Below are 16,063 nucleotides of genomic sequence, written 5' to 3'. Positions count from 1 at the left end.
TGCTGCAACGTCGCGCCGATGTCCGACGTACGCGTCGTCGTCATCGACTGCACCGAGACCGGCGCGTCCCCGCCGACCGCCACCGACCCCACCTGGATCTGACGGCTGGCCCGTCGGTCGGCGAGCTTCGTCGGAACGGACGGCATTCCGAGAGAAATTGCAGTCATCTGCTGTGCAACCCCAAGGTGTGGATCGAGGTCCCGAGATCGGCGGGCTCCAGCCCCCGAGATTACGCCACCGCGTGCGGGCCGAGCACATCCACGCGAAAACTCCACCCAAAGGTAAGCGGCCGGACACGAATGGTGTCCGGCCGCCGTGAAACGGTTTCTATCAGCTGATCTTGACGGGGTTGAAGACATCGGCGACCAGGACGAGCAGGGTGAAGCAGATGAAGATCCCCGCCACGACATAGGCGATGGGCATCAGCTTCGCCACATCGAACGGGCCCGGGTCGGGCCGCTTGAACAGCCGTGCGAGCCTGCGCCGCAGCGATTCCCAGAGCGCGCCCGCGATATGCCCGCCGTCCAGGGGCAGCAGCGGCAGCATGTTGAAGAGGAAGAGCGAGAGATTGAAGCCCGCGAGCAGGAACAGCATCATCGCGATCTGGTTCTGCGCCGGGATGTCCAGCGTCATCACCTCGCCGCCGATGCGCGCCGCGCCGACCACACCGACCGGTGAGTCGTCCTTGCGGGGGCCGTCGCCGAAGGCAGCGCTCCAGAGGTCGGGGATCTTCGAGGGCAGGGCGACGATCGACTCGACGCCGTCCCCGATCATGATGCCCATCCGGTCCACGGACTGGGGGAAGGAGAGCGGGACGATCTCGGTGGAGGCGGCGAAGCCGAGATAGCCGGCCGGTACGTACTTGTCCGGGACGACCTCTCCGTTGGAGTCCTTCTCGGCCACCATGTTCTTGGCGAGCGTGGCCTGCAGGACCCGCTCGGCGCCGTCGCGCTCGACGGTGATGGTGGCGGGGCCGATCGTCTTACGGATGAGGCCGGAGAGCGTCGACCAGTCCTCGACACGCTGCCCGTTGAAGGCGACGATCTTGTCGCCCTTCTGGAGACCGGCCGCGCGCGCGGGCGAGACGGGGTCCTTCTTCTCGCAGGTGTCGCGCTTCTCGCTCTGCGAGATCACGCACTGCTGGACGCCGGCGACCTGGGTGGTCTGGGTCTGGAAGCCGAAGCTCATCGCCACACCGATGAAGATCACGGCGGCCAGGACGAGGTTCATGAACGGACCCGCGAACATCACGATCACGCGCTTCCACGGCTTGCGCGTGTAGAAGAGGCGCTTCTCGTCGCCCGGTCCCAGCTCCTCGAAGGCAGCGGAGCGCGCGTCCTCTATCATCCCGCGCCACGGGGAGGTGGAGCGTGCCTCGATTCTGCCGTCGGGGCCCGGCGGGAACATTCCGATCATCCGGATATAGCCGCCGAGCGGGATCGCCTTGACCCCGTACTCCGTATCGCCCTTCCTGCGCGACCAGATGGTCGGCCCGAAGCCGACCATGTACTGGGGCACGCGGATGCCGAAGAGTTTGGCCGTGGAGAGATGGCCCAGTTCGTGCCAGGCGATGGAGAAGAGCAGCCCCACGACAAAGACGAGAATGCCGAGGACCGTCAACAGGATCGTCATGCGCGAGCCTCCGCTGGCTTTTCTTCACTGAATTTCGCTGCCGTTTCACGGGCCCGTGCGCGGGCCCAGGTCTCCGCTTCGAGGACGTCCGCCACGGTGAGCGAGGTTCCCGTACGGGGGGTGCCGTGCTCCGCGACGACCTCTGTGACCGTATCCATGATGCCGTTGAACGGCAGCCGTCCCGCCAGAAACGCGTCCACGCACTCCTCGTTCGCGGCATTGAACACCGCGGGGGCCGTGCCGCCCAGGGTCCCGACCTGCCGGGCGAGTCCCACGGACGGGAACGCCTCGGTGTCGAGCGGGAAGAACTGCCAGGTCGAGGCCGTCGTCCAGTCGAAGGCGGGCGCGGCGTCCGGCACCCGGTGCGGCCAGCCGAGACCCACGGCGATCGGCCCGCGCATATCGGGCGGGGTCGCCTGGGCCAGGGTCGAGCCGTCGTTGAATTCCACCATCGAGTGCACATACGACTGCGGGTGTACGACGACCTCGATGCGTTCGAAGGGAATGTCGTACAGCAGATGCGCCTCGATCACTTCGAGGCCCTTGTTGACGAGGGTCGCGGAGTTGACCGTGATCACCGGACCCATGGCCCAGGTGGGGTGCGCGAGGGCGTCCTTGGGGGTGACATGTGCCAGCTCGGCCTTCGTACGGCCCCGGAAGGGCCCGCCGGAGGCCGTCACCACCAGCTTGCGTACCTCGGCGCGGGTGCCGGCGGCCAGCGCCTGGAAGAGCGCGGCGTGCTCGGAGTCGACGGGGATGATCTGGCCCGGCCTGGCCAGGGCCTTCACCAGCGGGCCGCCGACGATCAGCGATTCCTTGTTGGCGAGCGCGAGCGTACGGCCCGCCGTGAGCGCGGCGAGGGTGGGCGCGAGTCCGATGGAGCCGGTGATGCCGTTGAGCACGGTGTGGCAGTCCGACGCCGCCAGCTCGGTGGCGGCGTCGGGCCCCGCGAGGATCTCGGGGAGCGGCTCACCCGTCCCGTACAGCACGGCGAGCGTCTCCCGGAGCGCGGGCACGGCCTCCTCGCGCGCGACCGCGACGGTACGGACCCGCAGTCGCCGCGCCTGCTCGGCGAGCAGCTCCACGCGACCGCCTGCGGCGGAGAGCGCGGTGACACGGAAGCGGTCGGGGTTGCGCAGGACCAGGTCGATGGCCTGCGTGCCAATGGATCCGGTGGAGCCGAGGACGACGATGTCCCGGCGGCCTTCGGTCGGATCGAAGGCGATATGCGGATCGGCGAGAGGGGCTGGGCAGTCGCTCATGCCCCCATTCTGGCCTCATCCCCGCGCCGGGAGGACAGCGCGCCCCCGTAGGTGTCCCCGTGCGCCGGTCTTCACCGCTTTTCCGCGGTTTCCCCGGCCGCCGACGCGAACTTCTGCCACTGGGCCCGGATGATCTCGTCGGGCACTCCCCCGACGTCCTTCGTGCCGGTGATCTCGGCGCGGAAGGAGAGCGTGGTGGAGCCGGATCGTACGACGGTCAGATACTCGTACAGCTTCAGCGTGCCCTTCACGTCGAGGAGGGTGAAGCGGTACGCCCTCGCCTCGTCCCCCACGTCCGGCGCTCGGGCGGGCTCCACCTTCAGATACCGCGCCCGCGCCAGCGCCCGGTTCTCGGTGAACCCTCCCGCGCACTCGCGCCCGGCCGTGCCGAGGGCCTTCATCACACCGGCCGCGTCCGGCGCGGTGTACGAACGCAGCTGTACGGCGACGGTGAGGCCGAGCAGTTCGTCGGGGATGTCGGCCTTGCGCTGGACCTCGGCGACGGGGTCGAACGCGGTGGCGCCCTTGGCGAGGCTGACGAGCGGCTGGCAGACAGCGGGTTCGGCGGTGTAGTCGTCACCGAGCGGTGCGCCGAGGGCGTACTCGGAGGCGGTGTACGCGCCTATCCGTTCGCCGTCGGTGAGGGACGCGGCGGTGAGCCGGTCCTCGGTGAGCGGGGCGGGTCCGGTGGCGGAGGCGGAGGGCTTGTCGGCCGGCTTCCGGCTCGCCGTAGCGCCCTTGCCGTCGTCGGCGCTCTGCCCGTCACCGCCGCACGCGGCCACCCCGGCGAGCAGGAGCCCGGCGGCCACCGCCCCGAGCCCCCGTCGTGCACGCCGCTTCCCGGTCTCGAACATCCTTGCCCCCGTCGTCCGTCGATCGCGCCGAGTTGACGGCGCGACTCCCGATTGTGGGGCATGGGGGCGTGGGGTGGGCGGGAGCCTGTCCGGCGCCCAGCCCGGAAGCCGGCGCTCTCAGAAGGCGGCGCTCAGAGACCGTCCTTCACAAGGCGGCGCTCAGAAGTGCGTCGTGATGCCGAACTTCTCGCGGAGCCTGGCCATGTCGTGGCGGTCGCGGTCGGCCGGCTCGTACCCCTGGTGAAAGAGGACCTGTTGCCCTGCCGAGATGCACCGGACCGTCGTTCCCCCGATGGTGCCCGTGGTGAAGCACTCCGCCGGGTACACATAGGGATGTCCCGGGTCCAGTGACGACTGGAGCGCCGAGCCGTCCGGAGCGAAGGAGAGGGGATGGAGATCGATCTCCTCGCCCGTCGGACGGGCGAGGACGAAACGCACCGGACGCCAGTCCAGGGTCTCGGCGAAGCCCGCGCCGGACAGCGCCTCGATGACACGGGGTTCCTGATCGGCGCGGTGCAGGAGGTCCAGATCGCGGTGGGGGCGGGTCTGGGCGCCGAGCAGGGCGTCGATGCCCCAGCCCCCGGCGATCCAGACGTCCGCGCCGGCCTTCCGCAGCAAGGTCAGCACGGACAGTACGTCGTCGGCGGTCATCACGCGGCGGCACGATACGCCGTCAACTCCCGTCGCCACCAATCGATTTCGCGGTCATCGAGCGCACCGGCCGCCGGCGGCCGGGACAGGGCCCAGTTGGGCCGGGCGCATTGACACACCTCACCCCCGGCCCGATTCTGAGAGCGCTCTCAACCCCACACAGCAGGAGGTAGAGCGTGCTTGGTACCAGAAAGTTGCTCGCGGCACTGGCCGCCGCGGTGATCTTCGCCACGGGGTTCACGGCCGCCGGCCCCGCGGCCCCCGCGGAGGCCGCGGTTCCCACGACCATTCCGCTCACCATCACCAACAACTCCGGCCGCACGGACCCGGTCTACATCTACAACCTCGGCACCCTGCTCACGACGGGCCAACAGGGCTGGGCCGACGCGAACGGTACGTTCCACGCCTGGCCCGCCGGCGGCAATCCCCCCACCCCGGCGCCCGACGCGTCGATCGCCGGACCCGCCAACGGGCAGTCCACGACGATCCGGATGCCGAAGTTCTCCGGCAGGGTCTACTTCTCGTACAGTCAGAAGCTCGACTTCAGGCTGACGACCGGCGGGCTGGTGCAGCCCGCGGTACAGAACCCGGCCGACCCGAACCGGAACATCCTGTTCAACTGGACCGAGTACACACTCAATGACGCCGGGCTGTGGATCAACAGCACACAGGTCGATATGTTCTCGGCGCCGTACGCCGTCGGCGTCAGGGCCCCCAACGGCACCACCAAGACCACCGGCCATCTCAAGGCGGGCGGCTACAAAGGCTTCTTCGACTCCCTCAGGGGCCAGCCCGGCGGCTGGGCCAATCTGATCCAGACCCGGTCCGACGGCACGGTCCTGCGCGCCCTCTCGCCCGGTCACGGCATCGGGGCCGGCAACCTGCCCGCCTCCGTGATGGACGACTACATCAACCGGGTGTGGAGCAGGTACACCACCTCTACGCTGACGGTGACACCGTTCACGGACCAGCCGAACACCAAGTACTTCGGCCGGGTCTCGGGCAACACCATGAACTTCACCAACAGCGCGGGCGCGGTCGTCACCTCGTTCCAAAAGCCCGACGCCGACTCGGTCTTCGGCTGCTACAAGCTGCTGGACGCGCCCAACGACCTCGTGCGCGGCCCGATCTCGCGCACGCTCTGCGCGGGGTTCAACCGCTCCACGCTCCTGGTCAACCCCAACCAGCCGGACACGAGTCCGGCGAACTTCTACCAGGACGCGGTGACCAACCAGTACGCCAAGAAGATCCACGAGGGGATGGCCGACGGCAAGGCGTACGCCTTCGCCTTCGACGATGTCGGCAAATACGAGTCGCTGGTGCACGACGGTGACCCGCAGCAGGCGTACATCACGCTCGATCCGTTCAGCTGACGCGGCCGACGGGCACGAGGTCCGGTCAGGTGGGCCTCGTGCCCGTCGCACGTGACCGCCCCATGACCGGTCGGTTGACTCCGGTCACGGGACGGGGCGATGGGAGGGCCGAGCGGCCCTCACGGGAACAGCGCGATCCCCGCCAGGATGATCACGATGATCGCGATGATGACGGCCATGACCTTCCAGGCCGTGCTGTGCACGGGGGGTGGTCCCTTCGGCCCGCCTCCGCGCGGCCTGTCCTCCGGGAGCTGTGGGTTCTCCGGCCGGCCGTGTGCGTAGAAGTCGGAGTCGTTGGCCATGGCAGCCCCCTCACAGAGGTCGACGAACCCCGCCCGGCTCGGGCGGGTCGATGGGCGTCTCTACCCTCTCTTCACATTTTACCCACAATTCGGGCAAAATGTGAAGAAATGGTTCGCATCTGTTTCGACCGGAGCCTCATGTACCTCGGCGCTCAGTGGATCAGTCGGTGCACGTTCTCCCGCTGGGACGGTCCTGGAGTCGCGTCCGCGATCCAGGGGCCCTCGCCGCTCGGGTCGATGACACCGGCCTCCAGCCAGCTGTATGTACCGGCCAGGACGCCGTTCACGACCTTGCGGTCCAGGTCGTCCGTGTTGGACCAGAGCCGGGTGAAGAGCTCCTCGACCCGGATACGGGCCTGCCGGCAGAAGACGTCCGCCAGCTGGTACGCCTCGCGGCCGTGGTCACCGCTCGTCCGCATCAGCTCGGCCCGTACACAGGCCGCGCTCATGGCGAACAGCTCGGCGCCGATGTCCACGATCCGGCCGAGGAAGCCCTGCTTGGTCTCCATCCGGCCCTGCCAGCGCGACATGGCGTAGAACGTGGAGCGGGCGAGTTTGCGCGCGCTGCGCTCGACGTAGCGCAGATGCGTCGACAGGTCCAGGTGGCCCGCCGGGTGGAACTCCGCGTACGAGCCGGGCAGCTGGCCCGGTCCGGCCACCAGCTTCGGCAGCCAGCGGGCGTAGAACCGGCCCGCCTGCGCACCGGCCCGCGCCTTGTCCGAGAGCGACGCGTCCGGATCGATGATGTCGCCCGCGACCGCCAGATGGGCGTCGACCGCCTCGCGCGCGATCAGCAGATGCATGATCTCCGTGGAGCCCTCGAAGATCCGGTTGATGCGCAGATCGCGGAGCATCTGCTCGGCGGGTACGGCACGTTCGCCGCGCGCGGCCAGGGAGTCCGCGGTCTCGAAGCCCCGTCCGCCCCGGATCTGGACCAGTTCGTCGGCCATCAGACAGCTCATCTCCGAGCCGTACAGCTTGGCCAGGGCCGCTTCGATCCGGATGTCGTTGCGGTCCTCGTCCGCCATCTGCGAGGCCAGGTCCACAACCGCCTCCAGCGCGAAGGTGGTGGCGGCGATGAACGAGATCTTCGCGCCCACGGCCTCATGGCGGCCGACCGGCTTGCCCCACTGCTCACGGGCGGCCGACCATTCGCGGGCGATCTTCAGACACCACTTGCCCGCGCCCACGCACATCGCGGGCAGCGAGAGCCGGCCGGTGTTGAGGGTGGTGAGGGCGATCTTCAGGCCCGCGCCCTCGGGCCCGATGCGGTTCGCGGCGGGGACCCGGACCTGGTGGAAGCGGGTCACACCGTTCTCCAGACCGCGCAGGCCCATGAAGGCGTTGCGGTTCTCGACCGTGATGCCCGGGGAGCCGGCCTCGACGACGAACGCCGTGATGCCGCCCTTCCCGCCCTCCGTCTTCGGCACGCGCGCCATCACGACGAGCAGATCGGCGACGACTCCGTTGGTCGTCCACAGCTTCACGCCGTCGAGGACGTACGAGTCGCCGTCGGGGACGGCGGTCGTGGCGAGCCGGGCGGGGTCGGAGCCCACGTCCGGCTCGGTGAGGAGGAAGGCCGAGATGTCGGTGCGGGCCAGGCGCGGCAGGAAGGTGTCCTTCTGCTCCTGGGTGCCGAAAAGTTTCAGCGGCTGCGGTACGCCGATCGACTGATGGGCGGAGAGCAGCGCGCCGATCGCCGGACTGGCGGAGCCGACCAGGGCCAGGGCCTTGTTGTAGTACACCTGGGTGAGGCCGAGCCCGCCGTATCTGGTCTCGATCTTCATACCGAGCGCGCCCAGCTCCTTGAGGCCGTTGATCACCTCGTCGGGGATCCGGGCCTCGCGCTCGATCCGCGCGCCGTCGATCCTCGTCTCGCTGAATTCGCGGAGCTTCGACAGGAACTGCTCGCCGCGCTTGACGTCCTCGGACGCCGGCATCGGGTGCGGATGGATGAGATCGAGACGGAAGCGGCCGAGGAACATCTCCTTGGCGAAGCTCGGCTTGCGCCAGCCCTGTTCCCGGGCCGCCTCGGCGACCTGGCGCGCTTCCCGCTCGGAGACCATGGGCTTGCCCTGGGGTTCCTGCGGTGCGGATGCTGCTGAGGGTGCGGATGGGGCGGACATGAGGAACTCACCTCGCCGCGGAGTCGGGTCCAGTGACGGTTCGACCGGCCTGGTACTACTCGTCCGTATGTACCCGATTCCCGCGACCCGCACCAGTCGGGGCGCGGGAACGTGGCGAGGGTGCTGGGGGCGTCCTACGGGGTGCGTACCCGGGGGCGCGCCCGGACGCTCCTCGCTCCTGTCCGGACCTAGAGGGCGAGGCCCGTGAGCACCATGACGCGCTCGTAGGTGTAGTCGTCCATCGCGAACCGCACGCCCTCGCGGCCGACGCCGGACTGCTTGACGCCGCCGTACGGCATCTGGTCGGCGCGGTACGAGGGGACGTCGCCGATGATCACGCCGCCGACCTCCAGCGCGCGGTGGGCGCGGAAGGCGGCCTGCAGGTCATGGGTGAACACCCCTGCCTGGAGGCCGTACTTCGAGTCGTTGACCTTCTCGAACGCCTCGGCCTCGCCCTCGACGCGGCGCAGGGTGAGGACGGGCCCGAAAACCTCCTCGCAGGAGATCGTGACGTCCGCGGGGACCTCGGACAGGACGGTCGGCGCGTACGTCGCTCCGTCCCGCTTGCCGCCCGTGAGCAGCTGGGCGCCGGCCCGTACCGCCTCGTCGACCCACGACTCGACGCGCTTGGCCGCGTCCTCGCTGACGAGCGGCCCCACGTCGGTGGCGTCGTCGCCGGGGTCGCCGGTGACCTGGGCCTCGACGGCGGCGATGACCTTGGGGACGAGACGTTCGTACACCGAGGCGTCCGCGATCACGCGCTGGACGGAGATGCAGGACTGGCCGCCCTGGTAGTTCGAGAAGGTGGCGATCCGGGTCGCCGCCCAGTCCAGGTCCTTCTCGCTCGCGTAGTCGGCGAGGACGACGGCCGCGCCGTTGCCGCCGAGTTCGAGCGTGCAGTGCTTGCGCGGTACGGAGTCCATGATCGCGAAGCCGACCTTGTCCGAGCCGGTGAAGGAGATCACCGGCAGCCGCTCGTCCTGGACGAGGGCGGGCATCCGGTCGTTCGGCACGGGCAGTACGGACCAGGCGCCGGCCGGCAGCTCCGTCTCGGCCAGCAGCTCGCCGAGGAGGAGTCCGGAGAGCGGGGTCGCCGGGGCGGGCTTGAGGATGATCGGGGCGCCGACCGCGATCGCCGGGGCGATCTTGTGGGCGCAGAGGTTGAGCGGGAAGTTGAACGGCGCGATACCGAGGACGACGCCACGGGGGAAGCGGCGGGTCAGGGCGAGGCGGCCGGCGCCGCCCGCGTCGGTGTCGAGACGCTGGGCGTCCCCGCTGTTGAAGCGGCGGGCCTCTTCTGCGGCGAAGCGGAAGACGGAGACGGCACGGCCGACTTCGCCCCGGGCCCACTTGAGGGGCTTGCCGTTCTCGGCGGAGATCAGCCGGGCGATCTCCTCGGTGCGCTCGACGAGCCTGCGGGAGACATGGTCGAGCGCGGCGGCCCGTACGTGCGCGGGCGTCGCGGCGAACTCGTCCAGGACCGCGTGGGCGGCGGCCACGGCCTCCTCGACCTGGTCCTCGGTCGGCACGGCCACGGTGCCGAGGAGCCGGCCGTCCCAGGGGGAGGTGACGTCGAAGGTGTCCTCGCCGGTGGCCTGGCGGCCGGCGAGCCAGAAAGCGTGGGTGGAAGTCATTGCGAGTCCGGGCCCTTCCGAAGAGATGGGGGTGTCTGGTTCCACGGTAGGGGTGCGGGCGTGGGTGGTCGTTTATCCGGGATGGAGTGATGCGATGGGGGCCGTGCTACGCATTGTCGTAAGCGGAGGCGCTGTGGCGGTGTGGTCCGCTGCTCGGTTACTCGGTTACTCGTACTCGGTTACTTGCTCAGTTACTCGGTCGAGGGAACGGGCGACGCCGTCGTCTTCAGGGCCAGCCACAGCTCCATCCGTACGTCCGGGTCGTCCAGCGAGCGGCCGAGGATCTCCTCCACCCGGCGCATGCGGTAGCGCAACGTATGGCGGTGGACCCCGAGGTCGGCCGCCGCCGCGTCCCACTGGCCGTGGCGGGAGAGCCAGGCCCGCAGCGAGGCCACCAGATCCCCTCGGCCCTTCGCGTCGTGCTCGTACAGGGCGCGGAGCATGCCGTCCGCGAAGGCGCGCACCGCGTCGTCCGCGAGCAGCGGGAGGATCGACCCCGCCGCCAGCTCCTCGTGCTCGACCAGCGCCCGGCCGCGCCGGCGCGCCACCGAGAGGGCCTGCTCGGCCTGTTTGTACGCGCCCGCCGCCGCGATCGGGCCCGTGGGCGCGGAGAGCCCGATGACGACCTCGGCCTCTTCGGCCTCGCGTCGGGCGTATCCCTCGCAGGCCGTGAGCACCGCCCCGCCGTCCACCGCGAGCACCATGAGCCGTTCCTCGCCGTCCGGGACCGCGAGCACCGCCTCACCCGCTCGTGCCGCCGCGGCCTCCAGCGCGTCCGCGAGCAGCTGGAGCGGATGGCCGGCCTCCAGGTCCGGCAGGGGCTTCGCCGCCTTCGCGGGCTTCACCGATTCGGCCGATTCGGCGACCAGCAGCCGGAACGGGGCGTCGAGCAGGTCCCCGTACAGATCACCGGCCACGGCCCGCGCGTGGTCGGGCTGGCCGGAGAGCAGCATCCGCAGCACGGCCGAGCCGAGCCGCTGTTCGGCGGCCTGCAGCCCGCGCGACCGTTCCGTGGTCAGTGTCAGCAGGGCGATGGCGGAGTGGACCGCGTACCGCTCCGCGGTGCCCAGCGCCGCTCCCGTGCCGACGGCGAGGGCGCCGCGCACCCGGCGGCCCGTGCCCAGGGACTGGAGTTCGACCCGGTCCTCAGCGTCGCCCGACGCCTCGGCCGGCACGTCTCCCGACGCCCCGACCACCGCGCTCGCGGGCGCGGGCCGCTCCCGCAGCCGTTCCACCTCGCCGGTCAGCCGGGCGGCCCGCCGCGCCGCCCACTCGGGCGCGGCCGCGACCACGGCGCCCGACGCGTCGTACAGCGCCGCCCAGCCGTCCACATGCGCGGCGAGCCGGTCCAGCAGCGCCGCGGGCCCCTCGGCGAGAGCGGCGCGGGTCAGCTCCCGCTGCGCCTCGAACCCCGCGGTGACCGCGCGGTACTGGTCGGCCGCGAGCGCAGCCGAGACGGCCTTGCTGATCGCGAGGAAGGGGGTGCGCCGCGGGACGCCGAGCAGGGGCAGTCCCGCCTCCCGCGCGGCTTCGACGAGCGCCTCCGGGATGTCCTCGTAATTGACGCCGACGGCGAAGCCGAGCCCGACGACCCCGGCGCCCACCAGCCTGCGCACGTAGCGCCGCATGGCCTCCGGATCAGCGGCGTCCAGCGTCGTCGCCGTGATGAGGAGCAGTTCCCCGCCCTCCATGTACGGCACGGGATCGGCCAGCTCGCTCGCGTGGACCCAGCGCACGGGCGTCTGGAGCCGGTCCTCCCCCGCACGCACGGTGAGGTTGAGCGCCGAATGCTGGACGAGCGAGGCGAGGGTGGGCGGCATGGTGGAACCGTAGGGCTTTCGGCGGTGGAGGGGCAGGGCGGCGGCCGGATGACGCCACCTCGGACGATTACGCCGTCCTGTATGAACGGCATCCCTCAATTCTGCCAGCTTGTACGAGCCGACGGCCGGGGTGGCGATGGCTGGGCAGCGAAGGTCGACGGGGGTCGGCAGCCGGTTGGCGCGGGCCCCCCGTCGGCCGGTTACGCGGGATCAGCTCCGCAGATCCACCAGCAGGGGCGGCGCGTGGTCGCCCCCCACCGTCCGCAGCGACAGCACCGCGTGCCCCGCGGGCACCGAGTGCGCCAGCTCGGAGGCCGACCAGCGCTCGCGCTCGACCTGCCGTACGGTCACCGCGTCCGTCGTCACGGCCTTGCCGGTGACCAGCTTCCGGAACGCGTGAATGGCCCGGGTCAGCGGCTGGTCGGCGAAGACCGTGCGCTGAGTGACGTCCCGGGTCTCCACCCACTCCGTACCCCAGGCCTCCGCGAAGCGCTTGCCGTCCCAGGTGGTGATCCCGGAGAAGGCCATCCGGCAGCCGACGGCCCCGAGGAGCGCGGTGTGCAGCGCCTCCGGCACATCGTCGAGCGTGCGCAGCGTGAGCAGCGCGCCCGCGTTCACCGACCGCAGCCGCTGCACCCCGCGCAGGGTCTGGCCGGTGAGGGTGCGGGTCGCGTCATCCAGCACGAGACAGGCGAAGAGCGAGCGGTCGGCACGTACGGCGGCGTTCGCCGTGAACTGGGCGAGGACGAGCCTGGCCAGCATCCGCGAGGCCTCGGCGTGCCCGCGCTCGGGCAGGTCGATACGGACCCGGAGCGGATGCTCCAGGGTGCGCAGCGAGAACGGCCGGGTCCTGCCGCTGGTGTCGAAGAAACCCGCGAACGCCGGGCGGTCGAGCAGGGCGATCCGGTCGGCGAGCGCGCTCCCCGCGTCCCCGGGGGCTCCGGACTGCCGTTCCCTGGTGTCGAGTTCACGCCGCATGGCGTGGTGGCCCTCGGCGTCGAGCGCCTCGCGCAGGGCGGCCAGCGCGGCGGGCGTGCCGTCGAGCAACTCGCGCAGCTCCGGGACGGCGGGCAGCCGGCCGTGCGCGGCACGGAACGGGCCGAGCAGCTGCGCGAGCGCGGTGGTGGCCCGTCTGCCGTCGGTGTCCGTGAGATCGCCGACGAGGCCCTCGGCGAGTACGGCGGCGGCCTCGTCCGGGTCGTTCGTCCCCCCGTACAGATCCAGGTCGTACACCGAATCCGGGTCGCCGAGCCGGACCACGACGTCATAGGCGCTGTCGGGACCGAGCTGGGTTCCGGCGGCGCAGACGGCGATGACGACGGCCTGTCCGGCGAGCGCCTGGAGGGAGAGCGACTCGACGACCGGACGGACGAGGGCGTGGGTCTTGCCCGCGCCCGGCGGCCCCACGGCCAGCAGCGAGGTCCCCAGCAGGACCGGATCCAGCGCGAGCCCCGTCCCGCGACGGGGATACGGGTTGCGCTCCCCGTCGTGGACCGTGCCGAGCCGGACCTGCCGTACGAGCAGATCGTGCCGGGCCGCGCGGACGGGCAGGTCGCGCTTGCCGGACGGGTGGACGCAGGCCGCGGCGCCCTGGCCCCGCACGGCCTCGGCGAACGCCGTGAGCCGGGAGGGATCGGCCCGTACGGAGTGCCAGGCACGCCGGATCCGGGCGTAGTCGACATCGTTCATCCGCCCGTCCCGCACCTCGGCGGCGAGCCGTGCGGCGGTCTCGCCCTGGCCGGCGGCCCGGAGCTGGGGCCACTCGGCGAGATCGTCCTCGGGCTGCGGGGGCGGTGGCGGGGTCTCCTTGGGCGCGACCCCGGGGACGCGGCCGAGGACGCGGCGGGCGAGCTCGGGCCAGCGGCCGAGCCGTCCGAAGAGGATCAGGAGTCCGCCGATGACCACGACGTTGTAGATGTTCTGGGCGATGGCTCCTTCCTGCGTACCGATCCACCAGCGGTCCGGGGTGACGAGGAAGAGCGGCCAGAGCCAGAAACTGCCCAGATAGCCGTTCCACAGCAGCGACCAGAGCAGCAGGCCCGCGAGAAGCGAGATCAGCGCTCCGCTGACCAGCTGCCGCAGCGGCGTGCGCTCCGGCTCCTCCGGGAGGCGCGGCCTGTGTCCGTACGCCCACGTGCCGGGCGCGTCCGCGACCCGGGGCACCCGGAGCCACTCGCCCAGCGTCGGGCCGCTGTCCGGGGCGCGCTCCGGCGCGGGTGGAGCCGCTTCGAAGCCACCCGGCTCGTAGGTACCCGACGACTCAAAGCCACCGGACGGCGGGACCAGCGGGGACGGCGAGGACGTAGGCATGGGCGGCGGCCCCGCCGGCCGCGGCACAGGGGTGGCGCGCGTGCCCTGCGAATCGTGCGTGCCGTCGGTGTCCATGAACCCCTGCCCCCTGACCAGTCGGGCCCGCGCTGCGCAGTCCGCCGTGTGCAAGCGTCGATCTCGTGTGCAAGCGTCAATCTAGTGCCCGCACACGGGTAGTTCACCGTTCCGCGCCCACAGGGTGTTGCCCGCCCCGCCGTACCCCCTGGCCCCACCGTGTATGCCACCTGTCCGCCACGGACAACGACACGCCGCCATTACTACCGAACGGCGCATGCCCGCACCCATCCCCCACCCCTAGCCTGCGAAGAAAGCCGAAGAAAGACCCCGGAAACACCCCCAGGAGCCCCTCATGACCGCCATTCCGCAGGAGCGCCGCCTCGTCACCGCCGTCCCCGGTCCGAAGTCGCGGGAGTTGCAGGCCCGCCGTACCGCCGCGGTCGCCGGTGGCGTCGGGTCCGTGCTGCCCGTGTTCGCCGCCCGCGCCGACGGCGGGATCCTTGAGGACGTGGACGGCAACCGGCTGATCGACTTCGGTTCCGGGATCGCCGTGACCTCGGTCGGTGCCAGCGCCGAGGCCGTCGTACGCCGTGCCTCCGCGCAGCTCGCGGACTTCACCCACACCTGTTTCATGGTCACGCCGTACGAGGGGTACGTCGAGGTCTGTGAGCGGCTCGCCGAGGTGACGCCGGGTGACCACGCGAAGAAGTCCGCGCTGTTCAACTCGGGCGCCGAGGCCGTCGAGAACGCCGTGAAGATCGCCCGTTCGTACACCAAGCGCCAGGCCGTGGTCGTGTTCGACCATGGCTATCACGGCCGTACGAACCTCACCATGGCGCTGACCTCGAAGAACATGCCGTACAAGAACGGCTTCGGGCCGTTCGCGCCGGAGATCTACCGGGTGCCGGTCGCCTATGGCTACCGCTGGCCGACCGGTCCCGAGAACTGCGGCCCCGAGGCCTCCGCCCAGGCCATCGACCAGATCAGCAAGCAGATCGGCGCCGACAACGTCGCCGCGATCATCATCGAGCCGGTGCTCGGCGAGGGCGGCTTCATCGAGCCCGCCAAGGGCTTCCTGCCCGCGCTGGCGAAGTTCGCCGAGGACAACGGCATCGTGTTCGTGGCGGACGAGATCCAGTCCGGCTTCTGCCGTACCGGTCAGTGGTTCGCGTGTGAGGACGAGGGCGTCGTCCCCGACCTGATCACCACCGCGAAGGGCATCGCGGGCGGTCTGCCTCTCGCCGCCGTCACCGGCCGCGCCGAGATCATGGATGCCGCGCATTCGGGCGGCCTCGGCGGTACGTACGGCGGCAACCCGGTGGCCTGCGCCGCCGCGCTCGGTGCCATCGAGATGATGAAGGAACTGGACCTCGCCGCGAAGGCCCGCCGTATCGAGACGGTCATGAAGGGGCGGCTCTCCGCGCTGCGCGAGAAGTACGACCTCATCGGTGACGTCCGCGGCCGGGGCGCGATGATCGCGATCGAGCTGGTGAAGGACCGGGAGACCAAGGAGCCGGCCCCGGAGGCGACCGCCGCGCTCGCCAAGGCGTGCCACGCGGCGGGGCTACTGGTCCTGACCTGTGGCACTTACGGCAATGTGCTGCGCTTCCTGCCGCCGCTGGTGATCGGCGAGGACCTGCTGAACGAGGGCCTGGACATCATCGAGCAGACGCTCGCCGGCGTCTGAGCCGCCGGAGCCCAGCGTCTGAGCTGCCGGAACAGGGACAGGGGTCCGCAACGGCGACCCCGGTCCGCCACACCTGTCAGGGCCTGTGAAGAAGGTGTGCGAGGCCGATGGCGGGATGCGTTTCGGGCTGTCGGTGCCCGCGTGCCTGACGTAGCGTTCCCGCAGATGAGAGAAACACCCCGCTCGCAGGGGACTGCGAGCGACACCAGGGCGGGGCATCCCCAGCGCCGCTTTGGTCGTGCCTTCGCGCACACCACTGGAGCCTCCGGCTCTGGAGCACCTCACCGATCGGACGGCCGCCCGCCCCAAACCCCCCGGGGCGTGCGGCACACCGGTCCGGACGGCCGCCCCGGAACAACCCCCCCTGTTCCCGGGCGGCCGGCCTTTTTCTCCC

At 70.8% G+C, this 16,063-nt stretch carries 12 protein-coding genes; 2 read left to right on the top strand and 10 right to left on the bottom strand.

From position 1 onward, the window contains the following. From ACIRQP_RS22570 to ACIRQP_RS22550, 5 genes are all read right to left on the bottom strand, one after another. Positions 1 to 167, bottom strand: a 167-nt coding sequence (locus ACIRQP_RS22570; protein WP_403892837.1) for a flavodoxin-dependent (E)-4-hydroxy-3-methylbut-2-enyl-diphosphate synthase, incomplete at its 3' end; no start/stop codon positions are given. A 163-nt stretch (positions 168 to 330) separates the two neighbouring features. Further along, on the bottom strand, positions 331 to 1,632 hold the full coding sequence (locus ACIRQP_RS22565; RefSeq protein ID WP_403892815.1) for a M50 family metallopeptidase: 1,302 nt from the start codon (positions 1,630 to 1,632) through the stop codon (positions 331 to 333). Next, positions 1,629 to 2,894, bottom strand: a complete 1,266-nt coding sequence (dxr, locus tag ACIRQP_RS22560) for a 1-deoxy-D-xylulose-5-phosphate reductoisomerase (protein ID WP_403892813.1) — start codon at positions 2,892 to 2,894, stop codon at positions 1,629 to 1,631. Before dxr ends, ACIRQP_RS22565 begins: the two co-directional genes overlap by 4 nt. A gap of 71 nt (positions 2,895 to 2,965) precedes the next feature. Beyond that, the gene (locus tag ACIRQP_RS22555; protein ID WP_403892811.1) at positions 2,966 to 3,748 is read right to left on the bottom strand and encodes a hypothetical protein; all 783 of its coding nucleotides are present in this window, start codon (positions 3,746 to 3,748) and stop codon (positions 2,966 to 2,968) included. 159 nt (positions 3,749 to 3,907) lie between these two features. After that, positions 3,908 to 4,399 (bottom strand): nucleotidyltransferase domain-containing protein, encoded by a 492-nt coding sequence (locus tag ACIRQP_RS22550; protein ID WP_403892835.1) that lies wholly within the window; start codon positions 4,397 to 4,399, stop codon positions 3,908 to 3,910. Between the two features lie 176 nt (positions 4,400 to 4,575). Here ACIRQP_RS22550 and ACIRQP_RS22545 point away from each other — a divergent pair, with 176 nt between their 5' ends. Then, entirely contained in the window at positions 4,576 to 5,772 is a 1,197-nt protein-coding gene (locus ACIRQP_RS22545; RefSeq protein ID WP_403892809.1) for a glycoside hydrolase family 64 protein, read from the top strand. A 119-nt stretch (positions 5,773 to 5,891) separates the two neighbouring features. Here ACIRQP_RS22545 and ACIRQP_RS22540 read toward each other — a convergent pair whose 3' ends face one another. From ACIRQP_RS22540 to ACIRQP_RS22520, 5 genes are all read right to left on the bottom strand, one after another. Further along, complete coding sequence (locus tag ACIRQP_RS22540) at positions 5,892 to 6,074, bottom strand: hypothetical protein (protein ID WP_403892807.1); 183 nt, start codon at positions 6,072 to 6,074, stop codon at positions 5,892 to 5,894. 152 nt (positions 6,075 to 6,226) lie between these two features. Next, on the bottom strand, positions 6,227 to 8,200 hold the full coding sequence (locus ACIRQP_RS22535; protein WP_403892805.1) for an acyl-CoA dehydrogenase family protein: 1,974 nt from the start codon (positions 8,198 to 8,200) through the stop codon (positions 6,227 to 6,229). Positions 8,201 to 8,388: 188 nt separating this feature from the next. After that, positions 8,389 to 9,834 (bottom strand): aldehyde dehydrogenase family protein, encoded by a 1,446-nt coding sequence (locus tag ACIRQP_RS22530; RefSeq protein ID WP_403892803.1) that lies wholly within the window; start codon positions 9,832 to 9,834, stop codon positions 8,389 to 8,391. A gap of 191 nt (positions 9,835 to 10,025) precedes the next feature. Next, on the bottom strand, positions 10,026 to 11,654 hold the full coding sequence (locus ACIRQP_RS22525; RefSeq protein ID WP_403892801.1) for a PucR family transcriptional regulator: 1,629 nt from the start codon (positions 11,652 to 11,654) through the stop codon (positions 10,026 to 10,028). Positions 11,655 to 11,864: 210 nt separating this feature from the next. Then, positions 11,865 to 14,039, bottom strand: a complete 2,175-nt coding sequence (locus ACIRQP_RS22520) for an ATP-binding protein (protein ID WP_403892799.1) — start codon at positions 14,037 to 14,039, stop codon at positions 11,865 to 11,867. A 295-nt stretch (positions 14,040 to 14,334) separates the two neighbouring features. Between ACIRQP_RS22520 and gabT the strand changes: the two genes are divergently transcribed. Continuing rightward, positions 14,335 to 15,669: a 4-aminobutyrate--2-oxoglutarate transaminase gene (gene gabT / locus ACIRQP_RS22515; RefSeq protein ID WP_403892797.1), complete on the top strand. Its 1,335-nt coding sequence runs from the start codon at positions 14,335 to 14,337 to the stop codon at positions 15,667 to 15,669. The last annotated feature ends 394 nt before the right edge of the window (positions 15,670 to 16,063 follow it).

The sequence above is a fragment of the Streptomyces sp. NPDC102274 genome, assembly GCF_044766385.1.
Taxonomy (GTDB): domain Bacteria; phylum Actinomycetota; class Actinomycetes; order Streptomycetales; family Streptomycetaceae; genus Streptomyces.
The sequence above is the reverse complement of the archived record's forward strand: the minus strand, read 5'-3'. Positions and strand labels throughout refer to the sequence as shown.